Below are 22503 nucleotides of genomic sequence, written 5' to 3' on the forward strand. Positions count from 1 at the left end.
GATCTTTTGATTCCTACCGATATTCGTGCTCGTCCGCGCCTTCCAGGGCATCTCGGCGTATGATGGGCTCCGCAGCCGGCGCGCCCGGGGAGGTTCAACCCTCGGCGTCTCGGCTCAAGCGAAGTCGCGGCTCCCGCCGAGGGTTCGCTGGCACAGAGGAGGATTTCATGAAGATCACCAAGGTTTCCGGAGTGCTCGCCCTGCTGCTGATCGCCGCCGCGGCTGCTTGCGGCAAGAGCGAGCAGCCGGCTGAGGCGAACGCGACGGTCGAGGTGACCGCCACCGCCACCGCCGAGTCGGCGATCGGCGAAGGCGCTTACGTCGAGGAGCACGAGAGCGGCAAGGCCGCCTTCAACGTCGCTGCCGACGGGAACGTCAAGGCCGCGGTCACGGGTCCGGACGGCAAGCCGATCCGCGAGGACGTCAGCGGCACGCTGGTGTGGAAGGACGCTTCCGGGGAGAAGACCGTGCCGCTCACGCTCGACGCGAAGACCGGCCTCCTGGTCGCCGCCGGCCCCAAGCTGGAGGCGGATCTCACCGAGATCGGCTACACGCTCAGCGTCGCCGGCAAGCCGTGGAACGGGACGCTGCACGTGCCCGCCGGCGGCACCGCCGAGCTCTTCGCCAACGCCAAGGCGTCGGCGGAGCTCGGGCTGCCGGAGGGCAAGCTCGGCCCGCACGGCGGGCGCATCGAGATCGTGGGCGACGACCGCCTCGAGCTCCTGGTCGACGAGGTGACCGGCGAGGTCCGCGTCTATGTGCTCGACGCCGACCTGAAGCCCATCGACCTCGGCGAGCGCAAGATCACGCTCGGCGTGGTGGCCGAGGCGCCGCAGGTGGTCGTCCTCGCTCCGGCGGTCGCGACCGCGGACGTGGCCGCGACCGCGGCGGCGGGGGTGGCCGCGGGGGCGTACCTGACCGGCAAGCTCGCGCTCGCCGCCGATCCGCTGAAGTTGACCATCGCGGTGCGGAACGCGGGCCGCTCGGCGGTGGCCCTGTGCGGCTACCGGGCCGGGGCGGCGTTCGCCGTCCACGCGCGCGCCCCGCGGGTGAAGGTGCGCGTGAAGACCGACTGGGACGTGCACGCCCGCGCGCTCGCGCACGCCGACCTGAAGGCGAAGGCCGACATCGACCCGAAGGTCCACGTCCACGCGGGGGCGGGCGCCGCTGCCAAGGCCAACGCGAAGGCCAACGTGCACGTCAAGGCGCCGAGCATCCGCGTGACGCCGCCCAGCGTGAACGTGCAGATCAAGGCGCCGAAGATCTCGATCCCCAAGCCGAGCTTCAAGGCGTCGGCGTCGGCCCGCGCGAGCGCGGGCGCGGGCGCCAAGATCGGGGCGCATTGATGCGACGCGCGGCGGTGACGGGCGCGCCTGTCACCGCCGCCATCGCAGCGACGCGGCGTGCTCCGCGGCGCGATGGGGGCGAGGGGGGGCCAGGGCGAGCCGTGCCAGGTTTGGGCTTCCTCTCCGTGTGCGACAGCGTGTCGGGTGAGCGGTTCCATGTCGCGCGCGTGGACCACGAGTGGTTCATGATGGCGCCGAACGGTTGACGGCGACCGCACGAGAGCTGCTCGTGGGGTACCCGGGATGTGTGGCCCGGAGGACCCGTGGCGTGTCAGGCAGGCCCGCTGCCGCCGTCAATGGCGCCGCCATGGAGAGCCATTTCGGAGGAAATGGCCCTCCGGGCGAACGTCCATGACGGCATGTCGATTGCTCCCTCCTCCGCGGCCGCGCATCAGCGCGGCCAGACCGTGAACGGTCGGAGGTTCATCATGAAAAAGCTCGTATCTTTCGGTCTCGTTGCAGTGGCCCTCGTCCTCGGCACCGGGGCGGCGTCCGCGGGCGTGAGGCTCAATGGCGTGAAGCTCAACGGCGGTGCGTGGAACGGCACCTCGATGACCACCGGAATGAAGCTCGCCGGCGTGAAGCTGGTCGACGGTCGCCTCGTCCGCCGCTGATCCGCCGCTCACCGGAGAAGTAGGACGACCATGGTCTCCACGCTCGACCCGCGCAACGCGGGCAAAACCAACGTGCTCGCTGCCGTCGTGCTGGCCGCTGCGGCGCTCATGGCAGGGTGCGAAGGCTCGTCCTCCGGATCGCCGATCGGCGCCGGGGATGTGCTCGACGCGCGCGACGAGCGTGGAGCTCCGGTCACGCTGCGGATCGACGCGGTCGAGCGCGACCCGAAGGACGCGGACGGCGATCTCTTCCTCTATACCGTCTCGTACCGCGATCCGGAGGGAGGCGACTGGAAGCCTTTCTGCCGGCCGGATCGCGACGGGAGGAAGGTCGCCATACCGCTGCAAGGCTACTGGAAAGCCTCCGGCGATTACGTGGCAGCGGAGGACGTGATCACGTTCGGCTGCACGAGCGGCGTCGTCGGAAAGTGCGCGCGCTGGGGCTACAAGCCATGGAAGACGGTGGGCGGCGTCTCTCTTCGGAACCACCACCTCGCGTGCGTGCGGATGGCGCGCGCTGACTACTGCGGCGATGGACGGTCCCATACGCGCGAGGGGACATCCATCCAGATCTACGATCGGCTGGGGATCCAGAAGCGCGAGGAGGAGGCGGGCATGGTCTTCGAGGCTGCCTGGGGGCCCGAGGGGGCCGTGTACGTCGGGAAGGCCCGCTACGCCGAGCCGCTCGAATCGCTCGTGGGTCAGTGCGAAGGCCGTCTCCGCGGGCGTACGCGCCTCGATACCGAGAGCCTCGATGCACGCTCCGTCGCGGAGCGCTACCCCGAGGCCCTCCTGTTCAACGAATCGCAGGTCGTCGCCGAGCCACCCTGAGCAGGCGGCGCCTCAACATCGATGAGGCGGCGGGACATGCATCGTGGGATCGCGGCTCGTCGAGCGCGCTCACCCGGGGAGCGCGCGATAATCGATCTTCCCCGTCGAGGTCCGCGGCAGCTCGTCCATCGCGACGATCGTGTCCGGGACCATGTACGGGGGTAGGCGCTCCGCAAGATACAGCCTGAGCGAGCGATCGTCCGCGTCCCCTGCGAGGGCGACGAAGCCGCGCAGCGTCTTGCCGGGGCGCACATCCTCCACGGCGATCACCGCGGCCTGGCGCACGTCGGGGTGTGACGCGAGCGCGGCCTCGACCTCGCCCGGCTCGACCCGGTAACCCCGGATCTTCACCATCCGGTCGATGCGGCCGCGGAAGTAGAAGAGCCCGTCGGCCTTGCGCTCCACCCGGTCGCGGGTCCGGTACGGGCCGCCGTCCACGGTCGTCGGCCCCGAGACAACGAGCTCGCCCGTCCCGGGGCCCTCGATGACCTGGCCGCTCTCGTCGTCAGCGTCCAGCGCGAGCAGCGTGCAGTCGGCGTAGGGGCACGCGACGCCGATCGGGACCTCGCTCGCCCCGTCGAGCGCCGCGCGATCGACCTGGTGGAACGTGCAGACGTTCGTCTCGGTCGGGCCATAGAGGTTGTAGAGCGCCGCGCCGGGCGCCCGCGCCGCCAGGGCCGCGAGCTCGCGCGGCGGGAAGACCTCGCCGGCGAACAGGATGGCGCGCACGGGCGAGAGCGCGAAAGCCGGCGCCGGCGCGCCCGCGTCCGCCGCGGGGAGCGCCGCGACGAGCTTCATGAACATCGACGGCACGCCGTAGATGACCGTCGGCGCGAGCGCGCTCACCGCGTCGCGGAGCGCGCGGCCCGAGGCGAGGTCGCGCCGCGCCATCGTGGCGAGCGTCGCGCCCGCGCGGAACGTCGCGAGGTGGTCGAACCAGGCGAGATCGAAGACGAGCTCGGCCACGCGGAGGACCCGATCCGCCGGCGTGAGCCCGACGAGGTCGATGCAGAAGGCCGTGAACGCGTCGAGCCCCGCCCATGTGATGGGGACCGGCTTCGGCTCGCCCGTGCTGCCGGAGGTGTGCAGGATGCACGCGACGTCCTGCGCACGGTCGTCGCAAGCGCCGCCGCCGCCCGCGTCAGCGCGCGCGGCCCCGCGCAGGGGGCGCCCCTCGGCGTCGAGCGCCACGCGCGGCAGGCCGCCGCCGAGCTCGGCGTCGATGCCGTCCGCGAGGCCCGCGGCGCCGACGTCGAGCACGAGCGCCCGGCACCCCCGGGCCCGCGCGATCCGCCCGAGCCGCGCCGGCGGCGCGGTCGCGTCGAGCGGGACCGCCACGGCGCCCGCCGTGAGCACCCCGGCGAGCGCCACCGGCTCGTCGTGCGCCCGGCCGAGCGAGAGCAGCGCCACCCGGTCGCCCGGGCGCACGCCCGCCCCGGCGAGCGCCGCGCCCACGGCCGCCGCGCGCGCCGCGAGCTCGGCGTAGGTCACCGCGGCGCCGCGCGACGCGAGCGCGACGGCGTCGCCGCGCGCGGCCAGGTCCTCGGCGCCCAGGCGGAACGTGCCGGCCACGCGCTCCCCGCTAGCTCCGCGCGGCCGCGATGCGGCCGGCGACGAAGCGCGCCATGCTGTCCACGGTCGACACCGCGTCGAGGTCGACCTCCTCGTCCGGGATCTTCACGCCGAAGCGCTGCTCGATGAACACGAGCACCCGCGTCAGCGACATCGAGTCGAAGCCGGACCCGCCCGCGAACAGATCCTCGTCCAGGGCGAGCGGCGCCTTGCGCAGCAGGATCTCCTTCGCGATATGGTCGTGCAGCGCGCGCCGCACCGTGTCGAGATCGTAGGTCACCGCAATCGTCCCTTTCCAGCCGGAGCCCGGGCGCTCAGCCGATGGCCGGCGTCGCCTTGCGGGCAAGATAGTCGATGAGGTCGATCTTGGACACGACGCCGAGCACCGTCTCCTTGTCGACGACGAGCGCGATCTTCGCGTCGCTCAGGACGCCCTTCAGGAGCTCGACCTTCGTCGCGGGCGTCACGGTCGCATAGTCGCTCTCGACGAGCCCGCCGATGCTCGAGTCGAGCGTTCCGCTCCCCGTCACGAGGTGCCGGAGCAGGTCGATCTCGTGGACCATCCCGGCCAGCTTGCCGTCCTGGGTCACCGGGAGCTGGCTTATCCCGTGCGATTTCATCATGTCGATGACCTCGCGGACCCGGGCGTTCGCGTCGGCGGTGACCACCGCCCCGCTGGGCTTGACGGCGAGCAGGTCGCGCACCGTCCCGAGGCCCTTGTCCTCCTCGAGGAAACCATTCTCTCGCATCCAGTCGTCATTGAAGATCTTCGAGATGTACTTGGACGCGCCGTCGGGCAAGAGGACGAGGATGTTCTCCTTCTTCCCGCTCTGACGCGCATACTTGATCGCGCCGGCCACCGCCGCGCCCCCGGAGCCGCCCACGAAGAGGCCCTCGAGCCGCACGAGGTCCCGCGTCATGAGGAAGCACTCCTTGTCGTCGACCCGGATGATCTCGTCGATGATCTTGAGGTTCATCGTGCTCGGGAAGAAATCCTCGCCGATCCCCTCGACCTTGTAGGCAAACGGCTTCGTGATCCGCTGGGTCTTCACGTAATCGTAATAGAGCGAGCCGACCGGGTCGACGCCGACCATCTTGATCTCCGGCTTCCTCTCCTTGAGGAACTTGCCAATGCCGCTCAGGGTGCCCCCTGTCCCCATGCCGGCGACGAAGACGTCGAGCTCGTCGCCGCACTGCGCCCAGATCTCGGGGCCGGTGGACCGGACGTGGGCCTCGGGGTTCGACGGGTTGTGGTACTGGTTCGCGTAGAAGCAGTTCGGCGTCTCGTCGGCGATGCGCTTCGCCACCTGGTAGTAGCTGCGCGGGTCGTCGGGCTCGACGGCGGTGGGACAGACCACGACGCGGGCGCCATAGGCGCGCAGCGTCGCGATCTTCTCCTGCGACATCTTGTCCGGCATGACGAAGACGCACTTGTATCCCCGGATGGCCGCGACCATGGCGAGCGCGGCGCCCGTGTTGCCGCTGGTGGCCTCGACGATCGTCCCGCCGGGCTTGAGCCCGTTCGCCTCGGCGTCGCGGATCATGTTCAGCGCGACCCGATCCTTGTGGCTGCCGCCCGGGTTCAGGTACTCGCACTTCACATAGATGTCGCTCTCGAGCCCCTCCGTGACCCGGTTCAGCTTGACGATCGGCGTGTCACCGACGGCCTTCGTGATATCGCTGCGCGCGCCTCGCATCATGGGGAGACCTCTTAGCCGCCGCGCGCCGAAGCGACAAGGGGAGCACGCGAGAGGCAGGCTCGCCGAGGCGCTGGCGAGGGCGCGCGCCTGCCGTGACGGCCGTGACTGCCGGGTCCGGCCGCCGGTCATCCTTCCTATCCTTCCGGAGACAACGACAAAAGAAATTGTGTTTACGATGAGTCCACACTGCCCCTATCCGGCACGTCATCGTCACGGGTTCAAAGGCCCTGACGGTAGCGAGCCAGAGCTCTCCGGCGCGAGCCGCCGGGGCGCTCCGCTGGCCCGCTGACGCGCTGACGTCAACGCCACGCGGCGCTGCTGCGCGCCGGGGCGAACGGGCCGGCGGGCGATCTCGCGCCGCGCTCCCTGTGGTAGGCTGGCGAAATGGCGTCCGAGCCGAAGATCCATCCGAGCGCCGAGACGGCGCTCCTCAAGGTCCGCTCCAAGGAGATCGCGTTCAGCCGCTTCCGCGTGCAGGTGACCGCCGGCCCGGACGCCGGGGCGTCCCAGACGTCGGACGCGACGGAGTTCGTGATCGGCACGGCGCCCGGCAACCAGCTCATCCTCACCGACCGGGCGGTGTCCCGGCACCATTGCGTGATCTCGGTCACCCCGCGGGGGTTCTTTCTCCGCGATCTCGGCAGCAAGAACGGCACGACCCTCTCCGGCTTCCGCGTCGAGGCGGCCTATCTCCTGCCGGGCGCCTCGCTCGGGGTCGGGCAGTCCACGCTCCGCTTCGAGCCGCTGGCCGAGGAGATCCGCGAGCCGCTCGGCGACGAGGAGCGGTACGGCCGGGTGCTCGGGCAGAGCGCCGCGATGCGCCGCATCTTCGGGGCGCTGCCGCGGATCGCCGCGTCGGACTCGACGGTGCTGATCGAGGGCGAGACGGGCACGGGCAAGGGCCTGCTCGCCGCGGCGATCCACGAGAGCAGCCCGCGCGCGGGGGGGCCGTTCGTCGTGATCGACTGCGGATCCATCCCGCCGACGCTCATCGAGGCCGAGCTCTTCGGGCACGCGAAGGGGGCGTTCACGGGAGCGCAGGCGGCGCGCGCCGGCGCCTTCGAGGCGGCGCGGGGCGGCACCGTGCTGCTCGACGAGATGGGCGAGCTCCCGCTCGACATGCAGCCGAAGCTCCTGCGCGTGCTCGAGGAGCGGCAGATCCGGCGCATCGGCACCATCGAGCCGACCAAGCTCGATATCCGGGTCATCGCGACGACCAACCGCGATCTCCGCCAGGAGGTGAACCGCGGAAACTTCCGGTCGGATCTCTACTACCGGCTCAACATCGTCCGCCTCCGCGTCCCCGCGCTGCGCGAGCGCCCCGACGACATCGCGCTGCTCACCGCGCATTTCTACCGGCAGCTCGCGCAGGGGCAGGACCAGAGCCCCCCCGGCGAGCTGCTGGAGGCCTTCATGCGGCAGGACTGGCCGGGCAACGTCCGCGAGCTCCGCGGCGCGGTGGAGCGCGCGGTGCTGATGATCGATCCCGCGCTGTTCCGCGAAGCCGTGATGGGCTCCGAGGGGGCGGACAGCGGCGCTCCGGCGCTCCCGGCGCCCCGGGACGACGAGCTCAGCCTGTCGTTCCGCGAGGCGAAGGAGCGCGCCGTGGCGCGCTGGGAGCGCACGTTCCTCACGGCGCTCGTGCGGGCGAACGGCGGCAACCTCTCGCGCGCGGCCCGCGCGGCGCGGATGGACCGCAGCCACCTGCGCGAGCTCCTCCAGCGGCACGGCGTCTCGGCGACGGAGGCGTGACGGCCTGGCCCGCGGGCCAGCGCCGGAGACGGCCGCTCGCGCGTCTGGTGAGTGGGGAGCGGCCAGGGCGGCGCCGGAGGCGGCTCGCCCCGGCGGGCGGCGCCAGGGCGCGCCCTCTCGCTGGTTACTGATTGGCCTTCTGCCGGTTCTCTCCCTTGAGCTCCTTGGCCTTCCCTTCGGCGGCCATCTGCTCGTCGTCGACCAGCTTGCCGACCCGGTTCTTGATCGCGCCGGCGGCCTCCTCGAGCGCGCCCTTCGCGCGCTCCTCCGCCTTGGCGTCCTCCTTTTGTACCTTTCCCCGGAGCTCCTTGGCGCGGCCCTCCGCTTCCATCTGCTCGTCGCCGAGCAGCTGGCCGAGGCCCTTCTTGATCTTGCCGCCCAGCTCTTCGGCTGCCCCTTCATTGCGATCGCTTGCGTTGCTCATTGCATCCTCCTCGTGGCGTGGCCGCCGCAGAGCCTCTCTGCGGCGCGCCGCCGCCGTTGACCTCGCATTGGCAACCTCAGGAACTAGCAACCGGTGCGCCATCCCATCGCAAACGGCCTTTTCGAGGACGCGGAAGGGCGATTGGGGCAGGCTACCTCGCCTGCGCTCTGCCTCTCGGCTCGCCTGAGGCAATACGCCACGGGGCGGCCAAGCAAGCAGTCCCACGATCCGACCGGACGGCCCCCGCTCTCCTGGAGGCACACCGCGCTGCGGTCGGATTTCGCGGCGAATGCGGCGATGCGAGCGCTCTGTCCGCGGCGTTCAGCTCGGCTGGGCGTCTGTGGAGAGCCGGGACTCCAGGGCATGGCGCGGCGTTTGCTGAACAGCCTGCATAGCAACGAGGAGCACTTCGCTCCTTTCTGGGAGGTTCACCATGTCGTTCATTCTCTTTCTCCTGTTTGGCCTCGTCGTCGGTGCTCTGGCGCGCCTCATCGTCCCTGGACGTGAGCCGGGCGGGTGGGTCGTCTCGATGATCATCGGCGTTGTCGGCTCCTTCATAGGCGGGCTGCTCGGCCGCATGCTGTTCATGTACCGTGAGGGTGAGCCGGCCGGCTTCTTCATGTCGCTCATCGGCGCCATCGTGCTGACCGCCGGCTATCAGGCGATCGCGCGGCGCCGTACGGTGGTATGAGCGGGCGGAGCGATCCTCTCTCGAGGCGCCACGCCCCCTACCGGCCCACGGCGCTGCATGAAGGAGCTCTCGATCCGCCGCCCCGATCTGTAACGTCCGGGAGCACCTCGGGCCGAGAGCAGGAGGCGCGGAGGAGGCGCCGCTGTCCGTGAGCGCGATCTCGGCTCAGGCGGCGCGGCGCGCTCCTCTCCCGCTCGGCAGGCCGGAGGGGCCCTGCTCGTCGCACGGCCCATCCCCCAGGTTCGTACGACGAGCAGGGCCTTCGTCGGCCTGCGACGCGGACTCCAGCGCCGGCTCCGCATTTCCGCCGGCGCCGCGTCCGCTCGCCGGGTAACGCTTGACGCCGCAGGACGCTTTGGGCTTGCTAGCGGGCTCCGCGCTTTTGCCCAAGGTCCTGGCCATGTCGTTCTCGATCCTGCCCCCGCCGATCACGCCCCTCGCCGCGATCCTGCCGTCCGAGCCGCTGCTGCTCATGGGCGCCGGGCCGGTGCCCATCCCGCAGGCGGTGGCCCAGGCGAACGGGGTCATCATCAATCACCTTGGCCCCACCATGGACCGCGTCATCCAGAACGTGAAGTACATGGCGGCCTATGCGTTCCAGACGCGCAGCGACAAGATCCTCGGCATCGCCGGGCCCGCGTCCGCGGCGATGGAGATGGCCGTGGCGAACCTGTGCTGGCCGGGGCGCAAGGTCCTTTGCCTGAAGGTGGGGACGTTCAGCGGGCGCCTCGGCGAGATGGCGCTCGGCGTGGGCGCCGATGTCACGTTCCTCGAGGGGCCGCCCGGGCGGCCCGTGACGCTCGCGGACGTGCGTGAGGCGATGAAGAAGCAGCGCTACGACGTGGTCACGATGGCGCACGGCGAGACGTCCTGCGGCGTCCGCATGGTCGAGATGCCGGAGATCTGCAAGCTCGCGAAGACGCAGGGCGCTCTCACCATCGTCGACGCGGTGGTCACGCTCACGGCCATGCCGGTGCACATGGACGAGTGGGGCATCGACGTCGGCATCGTCGGCGGGCAGAAGGCGCTGTCGTCGATCCCGGGCGTCTCGGCCTGCGCGTTCTCGCAGGACGCGTGGAAGGTCGTCGAGGAGCGCCCCCTGCCGCGCCCGCACTGGTGCTACGACGCGACGCGCGCGCAGCGGTTCTGGGGCTACCAGCAGTACCACTACACGGCGCCGGTGCCCGGCGTGCTCGCGCTGCACGAGGCGCTGCGCCTCGTCTGCGAGGAGACGCTAGAGCGGCGGTTCCGTCGCCACGAGATGAGCTCTCTGGCCATGCAGGCGGGCCTCGAGGCCATGGGGCTCGAGCTGTTCGCGTCGAAGGACGTGCGCCTCAACAGCGTGCTCGCCATCAAGCTGCCGACCGGCGTCGATAGCGCGCGGATCCGCGAGTACATGACCAAGGCGTTCCGCGTCGAGATCTCGGGCGCCTTCGGCCTCAACATCGTGCGTGTGGGCCAGATGGGCGAGCAGTGCCGCTCGCACAACCTCTTCAAGACGCTCTACGCGATGGGCATGAGCTTCCAGCGAGAGGGCGTGAAGCTCGACGTCGCGAAGGGAATGGCCGCGCTCGAGCAGGGTCTGGCGGGCGATCGCGATTACTTCGTGGACTAGCCCTGCCCCACGGTGGCCCGGTCCGGGATGGCCGGACCTCCGCGCCGCCTCGCGGCGGCGAGGGCTTGCTCGCGGCGCTTGCCGGCGTCGATCCGGCTCCGATGCGCGTCGAGCAGGTCGCTGCGCGTCAGGATCCCGAGGACCTTGCGGGGGGCCTGCCTGGACACGACAGGGAGCCTCCCCACCCCCTCGGTGACCATGTGATCGGCGGCTTCGCGCAAGGAGCTGTCCTCGAACACCACGGCGGGCGGCCGCCGGACCAGGTGGCGGATCGAGATGGTACCGGCCTGCTCGGTGAGCACATCGCGCTGGGTGACCACGCCGACGAGCTCCCCCCGATCGTCCACGACCGGGAAGCCCTGGTGGCGAGAGCCCGCCGCCTGCGACAGCAGGAAGGCGCGGGCCGCCTCGACCGTATCGTCCGCGGCGAGCGTCACGACGGGGCGCGAGGCGGCCTCGCCGGCGGTGATCTGCGCCAGGTGATCGGCCGCGTATTCGCCCGGCACGCGCGCGCCGCGGCGGGCGATCTTCTCCGTCATGATGGAGTGCCGCATCAGCAGGCTGGAGACGAGGAAGGCCGCGCTGCAGCCGCCGAGCAGCGGCAGCAGCCCCATGGGCTGCCGCGTCGTCTCGAAGGCGAAGACGACGGACGCGAGGAGCGCCCGGGACGCGCCCGCGAAGATCGCCGCCATCCCGACGAGCCCGGCGACGCGAGGGTCCACGCCGAGCCCGGGGAGGAGCGCGGTCGCGGCCAGGCCGAGGATCGCGCCGAGACCGCCGCCGACGGTGAAGAGCGGCGCGAGCGTCCCGCCCGAGGTGCCGCTGCCGAGCGCGATCGACCAGGAGACGAACTTCATCAGCGAGAGCGACACGAGCGCGGCGAGCGCCAGGCGACCGCTCAGGATGTCGTCGATGTTGGTGTACCCGACCCCCAGCGTCCGCGGCGCGAAGTAACCCACGACGCCGATCGCGACGGCGCCGATCGCCGGCCACCACATCCAGTGGAGCGGCAGCCGCTCGAACGCCTCCTCGATCGCGTAGATCGCGCGGGTGGCGCCCATCGCCGCGAGGCCGAGGACCGCGCCGAGCACGATGTAGAAGGCGAGCGCGGGGCCTGTCGAGGGCGCCACGGACGCCATCTCGAACGCGGGCGCGGTGTGGCCCGCGCAGAGGCGCGCCGCCGTCGCCGCGGTCGCGGCGAGGGCGACGGGGATCACCGAGCGCGGGCGGTACTCGAAGAGGAGGAGCTCGATCGCGAGCAACACGGCCGCCACCGGGCTGCCGAAGGTCGCCGACATGCCCGCCGCCGCGCCCGCGGCGAGCAGCGTCTTGCGCTCGTCCGCGGTGATCCGGAGCAGCTGCCCGAGCAGCGAGCCGAGCGCGCCGCCGGTGGCGATGATGGGGCCCTCGGCGCCGAACGGACCGCCGGTGCCGATGGCGATCGCCGCGGAGAGCGGCTTGAGCAGCGTCATCCGCGGCGGGATGCGGCTCTGGTTGAACAGCACCTGCTCCATCGCCTCCGGGATGCCGTGGCCGCGGATCGCCTGGGAGCCGTAGCGCGCCATCACGCCGACGACGAGCGCGCCGAGGATTGGCACCACGAGCACGAAGAGGCCCAGGTGGTGCTCGGCGGGGGACGCGGGGGCGGCGGACAGCCGGCCGAAGAACGCGAGGTTCGTGATGACGGCGATGAGCGTGGTGAGCAGCTCCGCCGCGACGAAGGCCACGCCGCCGAGCGCGATCGCGAGGCCGCTGACGAGGACGACCCGCCGGTCGACGGCGGCGCTGGGCGCGGGGACGCGGAGGTCCTCGAGGGTCGGGCCCATCGAGGGGGCGACCGGGATGCTCTCGGTGACTGTTGGGGCTGGGGCGTTCGATCTGGACAATTCAGCTCTCCTCGCGGTCTGTCGCTTCGGGTCCGGCTCCGGCGGGGGTCTCCTCGCCCTCGAAGAACAGCGGGGGGGCCTCGTCGCCGGCGCCGAGCGCCCGGGCGAGGGTGGCGAGGCTCTGCGCGAGCGCGCCGCGCTCGTCGGCGGGCAGGCGGTCGACGGCGGCGACGAGCTCGGCCTGCGCGGTGCGGGGCGCGCGGCGGAGCAGCGCGCGGCCGGCCGCGGTGAGCGAGATCTCGGTCCGGCGCGCGTCCTCGGGCGAGGCGCGCCGCGTGACCATCCCTCGCTCGGCCAGGCGCGTCACAACGACCGACACCGAGCTCTGGTGCGTCAGCGTGCGCTGCGCGAGCTCGGCGATCGAGGACGCGGCGGCCTGATCGAGCTGCTGCAGCACGAACAGCTGCGCGCTGCTCAGGCCGAGCTGCCGCTCGCACGCGCGCGACGAGACGCGCAGGCGCTGTACGATCGCGCGGATCGCATCCATGACCTGCTGCGCGTCGGGTCCGCCGGGGGCCTGCCGCGCGGGGCTCTTCCGGCGCGCCGTCGAGGATGCATGGGCTCCCATATAATTGCGCGGGAACCTACGCCGCTCGCCGGTCGACCGCAAGCAGTCTGCGGACCTCCCTGGGGCACGGGCAGATCGAGGCGGGCCGTCCTCGACGGGGTGGTCGCGGGCGGCGGTGGATGGCGGCGGGGCGCCGGCGCGGCGTCCGGCGCGCGGCGCGCGGGCCCGGAGGCAGCGCGCCGGGCGGACCGTGCGGGCGACGCTACGCGGGGCGTCGCCTGCGCGGGCGATCCAGGCTAAGAACCGGCCCTCCCATGACCTTCCAAGACCTCATTCTCACCCTGCAGAAGTTCTGGGCCGATCGCGGCTGCCTCATCGTGCAGCCGTACAACTCGGAGGTCGGCGCCGGCACCTTCAACCCGGCGACGTTCCTGCGCGCGCTCGGCCCCGAGCCCTGGAATGTGGCCTTCGTCGAGCCTTCCCGGCGGCCCGCGGACGGTCGTTACGGGGAGAACCCGAACCGTATGCAGCAGTTTCACCAGTTCCAGGTGATCCTCAAGCCGAGCCCGATCGACATCCAGGACCTCTACCTGGAGTCGCTGCGGGCGATCGGCACGAACCCGCTCGATCACGACGTCCGGTTCCTCGAGGACGACTGGGAGTCGCCGACGCTCGGGGCGTGGGGGCTCGGCTGGCAGGTGTGGATCGACGGGCTCGAGATCTCGCAGTTCACCTACTTCCAGCAGATCGGCGGGATCGACTGCCGCCCCGTGTCCGGCGAGCTCACCTACGGGCTCGAGCGGATCGCGATGTACCTGCAGGACAAGGACAGCATCTACGACGTCGTCTACTCGGACCGCGGCGGGAAGATCGTGCGCTACGGGGACATCTACCAGCGCGCCGAGTGGGAGTGGTCGACCTACAACTTCGAGGAGGCCGACATCGCCGAGCACTTCGGGGCGTTCGACGTCTGCGAGGCCGAGGTGAAGCGGCTCCTGAACCGGGGCGCGGATCCGGCGGCGAAGGGGGCGGCGATCGATCCGAAGAAGGCGCTGGTGCTCCCGGCCTACGATTTCGTCGTGAAGGCGGCCCACCGCTTCAACGTCCTCGACGCGCGGGGCGCGATCAGCGTCACCGAGCGGCAGCGCTTCATCGGCCGTGTCCGCGCGCTCGCGCGGGCGGTCGCCGAGACGTACGTCGCGCAGCGCGAGGCGCTCGGCTACCCGCTCCTCGGCGAGCAGCAGGCGAAGGCGGCGGAGTAGCGCGCAGCCGAGGCGGCGGGCAGCGCGCCGTCGCCTCGGCCGGGCCGCGCGTCGCGCAGCCTCAGCCGGGCGGGTTGTCGGGGATGAAGTCGTGGCGGGTGCAGATCGCGACGACCGGCAGCCCCGCGGCGCGGATCGCCTCCGCGCCGCCCTCGAGGCGGTCGACCAGGGCGATCACGCCGACCACGGAGGCGCCCGCGGTGCGGAGCTTCTCGACCGCCTTCAGCGTCGAGCCGCCCGTCGTGATCACGTCCTCGAGGATCGCGACGGGCATCCCGGGCACGAGGTCGCGATCGCCCTCGACGAGGCGCCGCGAGCCGTGGTCCTTGACCTCCTTGCGCACGTAGAGCGCGGGGAGGGGGCGGCCGCGCAGGAAGCTCGTGAGCGACACAGCGCTCGCGAGGGGGCAGCCCCCGAGCTCGACGCCGGCGACGGCCTCGCACCGCGGGAGCGCGCCGAGCGCCTCGAACATGAGCGAGCCGACGAGGGCGTGGCCCTCGGCGGTCAGCACGGACTGCTTGCAGTCGATGAAGAAGTCGCTCTCCCGGCCGGACGCGAGGAGGACGCGCTTCTGCTCGAACGAGCGCTCGCGCAGCAGCGCGACGAGCCGGTCCCGCTCCGAGGCGCCGGCGGCGCTCACCGGCCGCCCCGCTTGCGCAGCGAGGCCTTCGCGGCCCCCTTCCGGAGCGCGGGGACCACGGGCGGCGGCGGCCCGCCGGCGCCCTCGGACGCCTCGGGCTCGTCACCCTCGCCGGCGGCCGAGCCCGATAGATCGGCCTCCTCGTCGTCGTGAACGGCCGCGAGGGCAGGGGCGGGCGCGGGCCTCGCCTCGACGACCGGGGCGGGGCGCGCCGCCGGGGCGGGGCGCGCGGGGGCAGGCGCGGCGCGCGGCGCAGGCCGGGCGGGCGGCGCAGGCGCGCGCGCCGGCCGCGCGGCCGCGGCCGCGGCCGCGGCGCGCGGCGCAGGTGCAGCGGCCGCGGCCCGCGCCGGGGCGGGGGCGGCCGCCGCGGCGAGCGGCGCGCCGGTGGTGACGTTGCCGCGCACCAGGGCGCCCGCGTGGATGCCGATCTGCGGCGCGCCGAGGTCGCCGACCACGCGCGCGCCGGGCTCGAGGATCACGGCCTCGTCGCCGGAGATGTTCCCGGCGACGGCGCCGCGGACGACGACGCGCCGCCCGCGGACGTCGCTCTGGATGAGCGCGCCCTCGCCGATGGTCACGTCGCCGGTCATGACGACGCTCCCCTCGACGCGGCCGAGGATCTCGAGATCCCCGTCGCCCTGCACGTTGCCGCGGATGGCCGTCGTCGGCCCGATCGAGGACTGGGCGGTCATCGGCTACACGTCCATGTCGACGTTGCCCTTGAACGAGGCTCCGTCCGCGATGGTCAGCCGCGACGCCTTCACGTCGCCGACGAGGCGACCGCCGGCGAGGAGATCGACGCGATCGGCCGCCGTGACGTTGCCGGTGACGTTGCCGCCCACCTGGAGCGACGCCGCCCCGATGTCCGCTTCGATCAGCGCCCCTGCGTCGATGGTGAGAGGCCCCTCGACGGTGAGCTTCCCGCGCACCGTCCCGGCGACGATCACCTCCTCGTCGGAGGTGATCTCGCCCTCGATCGTGAGCCCGTTTCCGATGATCGTACCCGCCACGTTCGTGCTCCTCGCCGCGCCCTCGCGGCGCGATTCTTCGTCCGTCAACGCGCGCTATCGCCCTGCCGGTTCGCGCCGGGGGGCCTGTCCGCGACCGCCGGTCGTCCGCTCCGAGAGCTCGGCCGGGAGGTCGAACTCCGCCTCGATGCGGCCGGCGAACGCCGCGCCTTCCTCGAGGATCACCTCGCTGCCGCCCACGTTTCCGGCGTACTGCGCGGTCGCCCGGATCGTGACGGGGCCGCGCGACACCACGTCCCCCGTGAGCTGGCCGGACACGACGAGCGAGCTCGCCTCGACGTCCCCGGTGACCGTCGCTCCGTCCTCGATCTCGAGGTCGCCAGCCAGCTGGATGTTCCCCTCGACGCTCCCCTCGACCCGGAGCGAGCCGTCGCCATGGACGCGCCCGCGGATGCGGGCGCCCCGTCCGATGAGCGATTCGGCAGCGTCCGATTCGCTGCGCGTCGTTGTCGAGCCTCGGGCCATTCTCGTCTCCTGTGCGCGGAGGGAGCCGCGCGAGCCGGGGCGCGCACCAGACGCCCGGCTCGTCCGCTGGAGCTGGGCGAACTGGATCGCTCGGCCCCGCGGCGGCGCGGACGCTACTCCAAGCGGCTGCGCCTCGCAACCGGCGGGCGGCCTCGGTGGCGGTACGCTCCATGGACTGACTGCAGGGGAGCCCTCGGGGGGAGGGGGCGTCGCGCGGGGGGGTGAGGGGGGCCCTCCCACGAACTCGCGCCTCTTGGTGGCAATGGCCTGCTGAACGGAGCTGGCGAGTCCGTGAGGCGTCGCTGCGATGCGGGCCGGCGCTCGGGTTCGTGGGGCCCTCCCCCTCACCCCCCCGCGCGACACCCCCTCCCCCCGAGGGCTCTCTCCGATGGCAAGCGTGACCGGAGGGAAGGCGGCGACGGGGATCGAAGCGAGGCGAGGGAACACACGAACGCACGTCGCGGGCCGCTTCCTGCGGGGCTGGATTGGGTGATACGGTCTCTCTTGACTGGGCTTTCCTTGCTCGCGACGCCTGCTGTGGCCCTGACGGCGAACCGACTCGGATGGCTCGGCGCGCGTCGTCGTTGAGGCGAGCGCAGACCAACCCAACCCGGGGGGTTCCTCATGCGGAAGATAGCTATCGTGGGGTCTGGACAGGCCGGCCTGCTCGCGGCGCACGCCCTGGTGAAGGCCGGCTACGAGGTGACGCTCTACTCGGATCGCACGCCCGAGCAGTGGCTCAACGAGTCGAAGCCGACCGGCACCGCGGCGCGGTTCGACGTGGCGCTCGCGTTCGAGCGCGAGCTCGGCCTGGCCTTCTGGGAGGACGCCGCGCCCCGGGGCCACGGGGCCCAGCTGACCGCGTGCGCCGCGCCGGGCAACCGCCTCCTGACGCTGGCGGGCCGCCTGGAGCAGCACTTCTTCGCGATCGATCTCCGGCTCCAGAGCCACCGGTGGATGCTCGAGCTCGAGCGGCGGGGCGGCAAGATCGCGATCGAGCCCGTCACGATCCCGCGGCTCGACGCGATCGCCGCCGAGAACGATCTCACCGTCGTCGCTGCTGGACGGGGGGATCTGTGCAACCTGTTCGAGCGAGACGCCGCGCGCAGCGTCCACTCGGAGGCGCAGCGCAACGTCGTCATGATGTGCGTGACCGGCCCGAAGCTCGGGTTCGACGGCATCCCGATGCTCCCGGTCAAGTTCAACCTGTTCGCGGGCATCGGGGAGGCGTTCTGGGTGCCCTACCACCACAAGGACGTGGGACCGAGCTGGAACTGCCTCGTCGAGGCGGTGCCCGGAGGGCCGCTCGACAGGTTCCAGGGCGCGAAGTCAGGCGAGGAGATCATCGCGATCGCGAAGGGGCTGGTGAAGGAGCTCATCCCCTGGGACTACGAGTGGTTCAGGAGCGCCGAGCTGTCGGACAAACACGGGTGGCAGAACGGGCGGGTCGTCCCCGCGGTGCGCAAGCCCGTCGGACGGCTGCCCTCCGGCCGGATCGTGACGCCGCTGGGCGACACGGCGATGTCGATCGATCCGATCGGCGGCCAGGGCGCCAACAACGGCAACAAGATGGCGCGCAACCTGGTCGAGTGCATCGTGCAGCACGGCGAGCGCCCGTTCGACGCCGACTGGATGACGCGCACCTTCGATCGCTTCTATGCGCGGCACGGCGGGCCCACCGACCGGTTCAACAACATCCTGCTCGCCGGGGTTTCGCCCCCGATGGCCCACCTCCTCATGGCGCAATACGGCAGCGACGGGCGAGCGGACAACACGAGCGGGCAGCAGGCGCTCGCGAACGCCTTCGTGAACAACTTCAACGATCCGGCGCGGCTGACGGCGGTCCTCGAGGACGTCGGGCGGGTGCGCGCCTTCATCCGGCAGACGACCGGGAGGCCCTGGCCCCTCGCGCTCGCAGCAGGGGGCGTTGGCGTCGGCATCGCGCAGGTGCGGCAGCGCATCGGGCTCCTGCCCGGGCACCCGGCGTAGCTCGCCACGGTTCCACGTGGTCGCGGAGATGGCTCCGCGATGGCTACTCCAGGACGGCGGCGAGGCGCCCGCCGGGCGTGACGAGGACGTGGGCCTGGAGCGGGACGTTCAGCGCGTAGGAGAGATCGCGCAGCTCCTCGGTCATCGCGTGGTCCTCCGCGGCCGGCGTCGGATCGCCGCTCGGGTCGCCGATGAGCCGAAAAGGCGGGACGAAGTACATGTGAAAATGCGTAGATATGTCGCGCGTCACGGCTGAACGCGACGTTAGGCGTTTTTGATATGACGAAACAATGCGACAACGTTCTGTTCCGTGAGAAGATTCGCCAGTACGACGCGCTGCTGATGCGAGTTCAGGATTGCGGCGCTCAGCAGTACACAGGCTTCGTCGAGAAGGTTTTCTCGAGACGGTTCGAGGGCCCAAGGCGCTATGGTGACGGCCTGTTGGAAGTTGTCGGTTCACCGGGTCATTGGGGCCAAGTGACCCTTAAGGACGGAGAGAGAGCGATAGTCTTTGTTCGCTACCTGACTCACTCCGGCCGCTACTACCAAGACCATTGGCGAGGGCACCTGACCATCATCGAGGGTGGCGATGTCGCTGTTGCAAACTGGCAGCTCCTCGGAGAAGGAGGACTCTGGGGGCCCGAGTACTTGCGCAGTGCTGCGAGGCTTCTTGATCCGTCAAACCCAGCAAAGGTCGCGCTTCCCTACAAGCTGGTGGAGCAGCATCTACACGAAGAAATCGCTCTCCTATGAAGCAAACGCCTGACCCTTCCATCGAGCGGATGTCCTGCCGGCTGCGTCGTCAAGCCACCGCTCATGTCAAACGTCAGGCCACTCCGCGCGCCCACGTTCGCCCGCATCGAGTGAGGTCGCGCCCCACCCCAGGCCAGCGATCGCGGCGACAGAAACAAGCGTAGTACCGAGCACGCGCGCCGACGAGAACCTGGCGCGGCCCGCTGCGCAGCCATCGACGCCTGGCTCGCGCGCGGACAGCTCAGGCCGCCGAGATCCTCGCGCGCCACGAAGCGCGACAGAGCGCAGACGTGCCCGGCACGGTCGCGCTCTGTCGCGTCACCTCCGCCCACGACGCCGCGCCAAGATCTTCTCCGCCGCCGTGAGCGGTCGTCCCTCCGGCGCCGCGCCGCCCGCGCCCGTTGCGTGTCCGCCCCCCGGGGACGCGGGTTGAGGCCCCGCCGCCGACCCAGGTTGAGGCCACGACGCCGATCCAGGTCGAGGCCACGAACCAGGTTGAGGCCACGACGCCGCCGACCCAGGTTGAGGTCCCGGCGTCCCCGCCGGCGGCGCTGTCCTCCCTGGCATCGCCGCCATTGGCGCGGCCTCGCCGCGCTCACCGGCGCGCGGCGCCGGGCTCGTCTCCGTGCCCTCGCGCCGCTCGCGCCCCCGCTCCCTCGCCGACAGCAGCGCCCCCACGGTCGCGCCCGCGGCGGTCGGCTCCGCGGCGGCTCCCCATCGCGCCGCGCGGAGCCGCTCTCCCGCCCGCGCGAGCCACGCCGCCGCGGCTTCCGGCAGCGCGAGCCGCCGCGCCGCCACCGCGAGGAGCAGCGCGAGCGCGGCGAAGAACACCAGGCTCGGCGTCGCGTCCCGGTACGCGAAGCGCTTCGACGCCCTATCCTCGAAGATGCCCGCGAGCGTGTCGCGCCGCTTGCCCCCTGTGAACTCCGCGATCCGCCGGAGCAGCGACAGATCGCTGCCCGTCGGGCGCAGCTCCTCGCCGGCGGTCATCGCCGCCCCCGTGGTCCCGACCGCCTCCCCCGTGAGCTCGTCTCGGGCCACCGCCACGTACGTCCCCGGCCGCGACAGCGGAAGCTTCGCCGTGTACGCGCCCGCGCCCGTCGCCTCGAGCGGCAGCTCTCGCGAGAAGCCATCGGGCCCCGCGACATGCACGACCAGCCGGCGGAACGACTGCGCCCGCCCGTCGTCGCCGATCACGCTCGCCCGCACCGACAGCTCGCCGCCCGACGCGTCCGCCTCCAGGCGCACGCGCGGATCCTCCTCCTTGCGCGTCACGTCGCGCGCGGCCTGCGCGATCATCCGCGCCGCCCCGGGCCAGCGCGTCCACGCGGCGCCCCAGCGGCCCTTGAGATCGCTCGTGAACGCGGCGGCCCGGCCGAGCCCCGCCGACCAAACGGCGAGCACCGGATCGCCCTCCGGCCCGGACAGCAGCACCGTGGACCGGCTCTTCGGGACCGTCACCACGTAGCCCCCGAGCGGGGGCGCCTCGCCGAACGGCACGCCGGCGGTGATCGACGACGGCGCGCCCAGCGCGACGTGGAAAGGCTCCTCCACGATCGCGCTCTTCGCCGCCATGATGGTCTCCTGCGTGAACACCGCGGGCAGCCGCGTGGCGTCCTCGACGAGGTAGAAGCGGCCGCCGCCGATGCGCGACAGCGCCTCGAGCTCCGGCACGTCGCTGCCCTGGCCCAGCGCCACGACGCTCGTCGTCGTCCCGCGGCGCATCGCCGCCTCCACCATCGCGCGGCACGGCCCCATGTTCTCCGCGTCCGAGCCGTCGGCGAAGAGCAGCACGTGCTTCAGGCTCGAGGTGTCCCGGTCGAGCGCCTGGTAGGCCGCCTCGAGGGTGATGTCGACGTAGATGCCGCCGCCGCCCGGGCCCACGGCGCGGATCGCCTTCTCGATCGCGGCGCCGTCCGCGACCGGCGCGAGCGGCACGCTCCACCGCACCGCCGTGTCGACGTGCGCGACGCCGAGCCGATCTCCAGGGCCGAGCAGCGAGGCCGACCGGGCGGCGGCCTCGTTGGCGAGCTCGAGCTTCGTGTGGGCGCCGGCGGTCGCCGCCATCGACCCGGAGATGTCGATGCCGATCACCTCGGCCAAGCTCGCCCGCCGCCGCTCCTGCTTCAGGTCGAACGCGACGGGCGAGATCTCCTCGAGCGGCGTCCGCGCGTAGCCGCCCGGCCCCATGCTCCGATCGCCGCCCATCAGGATGAGCCCGCCGCCGAGATCGCGGACGTAGCTCGCGAGCGCGTCGATCTGGCCTGGCGACAGATCCGACGCGCGGATGTCGCTGAGCACCACGACGTCGTAGCCGGCGAGCTCTCCGAGATCGGCGGGGACGCGGCTCAGGCCGCCCTCGTCCACGCGGAACGCGCCGTCCGCGAGCGCCCGCGCGATGAACGCGCCCTGCCCGGCGTCGCCCTCCAGCACGAGGGCCGCGGCGGCCCCGCGGACGCGCAGGAACGCGCTCGCCGCGTTGTCCTCGGCGGCCTCGTCGAGCCTCGGATCCTTCGCGGTGATCTCGACGTCGTAGCGGTGCAGCCCGGGCCCCGGCGCCTTCTCCCGGATGCGCAGCACGTCTTCTCCCGCGGCGATCGAGGCCTCGGTGCGGGCGATGAGCTCGCCGTCGCGGCGGAGGCGGATCTCGACCTCGGCCGGCGACGGCGACGAGGTGACGAGCCGCAGATCGAGCGCCTCCCCCTCGTCGGCCCGCGCGGGCGCGCGGAGGGCGACCACGCGGACGTCGGGGACGAGCCGCTGCTCCAGCGGGATCACGTCGACAGGGAGGCCGGCGGCGACGGCGGCGGCGGCCGCGGCCATCGTGTCGCCGCGGGTCGCGACGCCGTCGCTGAGCAGCACGACGCGCGCCGCGGAGTCCGGCGGCACCTCGGCGAGCGCGCGCCGGAGGCCGGCGGCGAGGTCCGTCCCGTCCCGACCGAGCGCGACCCGCTGCGGGGCCGCGAGCTGCGAGCGCGGGCGCGGCGGATCCTCGGTCGCCGCGCCCGCGGCGAACGCGATGGTGGCGATCCGATCGTCCTCGCGCATGCCGAGCTCGGCGACGGAGAGCTCCTGCGCGACGCGCCGGTCGGCGCTCGGTACGAGGTCGATCGAGCGGCTGCGATCGATTGCGACAAGGACGGTGAGCCGGTCGAGTGGCCGGCCAAGCTCTGGCCCGGCCACGGCCATCGCCGCGGCGAACGCGGCGAAGGGGGCGAGGAAGTCGCCGAGCCGCGAGCGCCACGCCCCCTGCCGGCGGGCGTGCGCCGAGGCGAGCGCGAGCGCGAGGTACCGGAGCGCGATGAACGACGTGGCGCCCAGCGCGAGCAGCGCGCCCCAGGGCCGCGCGAGCCGGAGATAGGCGTCCGGGAGCAGGCCGCACCAGACGAGGCCCACGTAGAGCGCCGGCAGCGCGCCTGCCACCATC

At 72.2% G+C, this 22503-nt stretch carries 21 protein-coding genes; 9 read left to right on the plus strand and 12 right to left on the minus strand.

All coding sequences use genetic code 11. The features are described from left to right. Positions 1-167 precede the first annotated feature (167 nt). The 3 genes from WME97_RS02330 to WME97_RS02340 all read left to right on the plus strand — a co-directional run bounded on the left by WME97_RS02330 (position 168) and on the right by WME97_RS02340 (position 2791). Entirely contained in the window at positions 168-1346 is a 1179-nt protein-coding gene (locus WME97_RS02330; protein ID WP_437549146.1) for a hypothetical protein, read from the plus strand. A 329-nt stretch (positions 1347-1675) separates the two neighbouring features. Continuing rightward, a complete protein-coding gene (locus WME97_RS02335; protein ID WP_437549148.1) occupies positions 1676-1960 on the plus strand; it encodes a hypothetical protein in 285 nt (94 codons plus the stop codon). Positions 1961-1990: 30 nt separating this feature from the next. Then, positions 1991-2791, plus strand: coding sequence for an ADYC domain-containing protein (locus WME97_RS02340; protein WP_437549149.1), 801 nt, complete (start codon positions 1991-1993; stop codon positions 2789-2791). A 69-nt stretch (positions 2792-2860) separates the two neighbouring features. Here the strand turns inward: WME97_RS02340 and WME97_RS02345 are convergent, their stop codons facing one another. The 3 genes from WME97_RS02345 to WME97_RS02355 are packed head-to-tail and all read right to left on the minus strand — an operon-like array spanning position 2861 to position 6063. Further along, entirely contained in the window at positions 2861-4363 is a 1503-nt protein-coding gene (locus tag WME97_RS02345; protein ID WP_437549151.1) for an AMP-binding protein, read from the minus strand. A 10-nt stretch (positions 4364-4373) separates the two neighbouring features. Continuing rightward, on the minus strand, positions 4374-4643 hold the full coding sequence (locus WME97_RS02350; protein ID WP_437549153.1) for an acyl carrier protein: 270 nt from the start codon (positions 4641-4643) through the stop codon (positions 4374-4376). Between the two features lie 34 nt (positions 4644-4677). Then, a complete protein-coding gene (locus tag WME97_RS02355) occupies positions 4678-6063 on the minus strand; it encodes a cystathionine beta-synthase (protein WP_437549155.1) in 1386 nt (461 codons plus the stop codon). A gap of 384 nt (positions 6064-6447) precedes the next feature. Between WME97_RS02355 and WME97_RS02360 the strand changes: the two genes are divergently transcribed. After that, on the plus strand, positions 6448-7815 hold the full coding sequence (locus WME97_RS02360) for a sigma 54-interacting transcriptional regulator (RefSeq protein ID WP_437549157.1): 1368 nt from the start codon (positions 6448-6450) through the stop codon (positions 7813-7815). A 124-nt stretch (positions 7816-7939) separates the two neighbouring features. Here WME97_RS02360 and WME97_RS02365 read toward each other — a convergent pair whose 3' ends face one another. Further along, a complete protein-coding gene (locus WME97_RS02365) occupies positions 7940-8239 on the minus strand; it encodes a CsbD family protein (protein ID WP_437549159.1) in 300 nt (99 codons plus the stop codon). Positions 8240-8672: 433 nt separating this feature from the next. Here WME97_RS02365 and WME97_RS02370 point away from each other — a divergent pair, with 433 nt between their 5' ends. Together WME97_RS02370 and WME97_RS02375 are read left to right on the plus strand one after the other, a co-directional pair. After that, positions 8673-8930: a GlsB/YeaQ/YmgE family stress response membrane protein gene (locus tag WME97_RS02370; RefSeq protein ID WP_437549160.1), complete on the plus strand. Its 258-nt coding sequence runs from the start codon at positions 8673-8675 to the stop codon at positions 8928-8930. A gap of 400 nt (positions 8931-9330) precedes the next feature. Continuing rightward, positions 9331-10545 (plus strand): pyridoxal-phosphate-dependent aminotransferase family protein, encoded by a 1215-nt coding sequence (locus WME97_RS02375; protein ID WP_437549161.1) that lies wholly within the window; start codon positions 9331-9333, stop codon positions 10543-10545. Here the strand turns inward: WME97_RS02375 and WME97_RS02380 are convergent. Together WME97_RS02380 and WME97_RS02385 are read right to left on the minus strand one after the other, a co-directional pair. Further along, positions 10542-12371: a chloride channel protein gene (locus WME97_RS02380; RefSeq protein ID WP_437555292.1), complete on the minus strand. Its 1830-nt coding sequence runs from the start codon at positions 12369-12371 to the stop codon at positions 10542-10544. The genes WME97_RS02375 and WME97_RS02380 overlap by 4 nt on opposite strands. Positions 12372-12432: 61 nt before the next feature. Next, positions 12433-12999, minus strand: coding sequence for a MarR family winged helix-turn-helix transcriptional regulator (locus WME97_RS02385; RefSeq protein WP_437549163.1), 567 nt, complete (start codon positions 12997-12999; stop codon positions 12433-12435). A gap of 254 nt (positions 13000-13253) precedes the next feature. On the opposite strand from WME97_RS02385, the gene glyQ reads away from it, so the two are divergent. Continuing rightward, entirely contained in the window at positions 13254-14201 is a 948-nt protein-coding gene (glyQ, locus tag WME97_RS02390; protein ID WP_437549165.1) for a glycine--tRNA ligase subunit alpha, read from the plus strand. A 61-nt stretch (positions 14202-14262) separates the two neighbouring features. On the opposite strand, the gene pyrE is transcribed toward glyQ, so the two are convergent. From pyrE to WME97_RS02410, 4 genes are read right to left on the minus strand one after another with little or no spacing between them, the layout of a single operon-like run. Further along, a complete protein-coding gene (gene pyrE, locus WME97_RS02395) occupies positions 14263-14841 on the minus strand; it encodes an orotate phosphoribosyltransferase (RefSeq protein ID WP_437549167.1) in 579 nt (192 codons plus the stop codon). Beyond that, entirely contained in the window at positions 14838-15533 is a 696-nt protein-coding gene (locus WME97_RS02400; protein ID WP_437549169.1) for a bactofilin family protein, read from the minus strand. Before WME97_RS02400 ends, pyrE begins: the two co-directional genes overlap by 4 nt. Before the next feature lie 3 nt (positions 15534-15536). Continuing rightward, positions 15537-15851, minus strand: coding sequence for a bactofilin family protein (locus WME97_RS02405; protein ID WP_012233083.1), 315 nt, complete (start codon positions 15849-15851; stop codon positions 15537-15539). Positions 15852-15905: 54 nt separating this feature from the next. Continuing rightward, positions 15906-16334: a bactofilin family protein gene (locus WME97_RS02410; RefSeq protein WP_012233084.1), complete on the minus strand. Its 429-nt coding sequence runs from the start codon at positions 16332-16334 to the stop codon at positions 15906-15908. Between the two features lie 624 nt (positions 16335-16958). Between WME97_RS02410 and WME97_RS02415 the strand changes: the two genes are divergently transcribed. Then, positions 16959-18323, plus strand: coding sequence for a styrene monooxygenase/indole monooxygenase family protein (locus tag WME97_RS02415; protein WP_437549171.1), 1365 nt, complete (start codon positions 16959-16961; stop codon positions 18321-18323). Between the two features lie 43 nt (positions 18324-18366). Here WME97_RS02415 and WME97_RS02420 read toward each other — a convergent pair whose 3' ends face one another. Next, positions 18367-18543, minus strand: a complete 177-nt coding sequence (locus WME97_RS02420) for a JAB domain-containing protein (protein WP_437549173.1) — start codon at positions 18541-18543, stop codon at positions 18367-18369. 59 nt (positions 18544-18602) lie between these two features. Between WME97_RS02420 and WME97_RS02425 the strand changes: the two genes are divergently transcribed. Continuing rightward, positions 18603-19076 (plus strand): hypothetical protein, encoded by a 474-nt coding sequence (locus tag WME97_RS02425; RefSeq protein ID WP_437549175.1) that lies wholly within the window; start codon positions 18603-18605, stop codon positions 19074-19076. Between the two features lie 318 nt (positions 19077-19394). On the opposite strand, the gene WME97_RS02430 is transcribed toward WME97_RS02425, so the two are convergent. Beyond that, a complete protein-coding gene (locus WME97_RS02430; RefSeq protein WP_437549176.1) occupies positions 19395-22502 on the minus strand; it encodes a VWA domain-containing protein in 3108 nt (1035 codons plus the stop codon). Position 22503: the final 1 nt, after the last annotated feature.

The sequence above is a fragment of the Sorangium sp. So ce367 genome (assembly GCF_051520455.1).
Lineage (GTDB): Bacteria > Myxococcota_A > Polyangia > Polyangiales > Polyangiaceae > Sorangium > Sorangium cellulosum_B.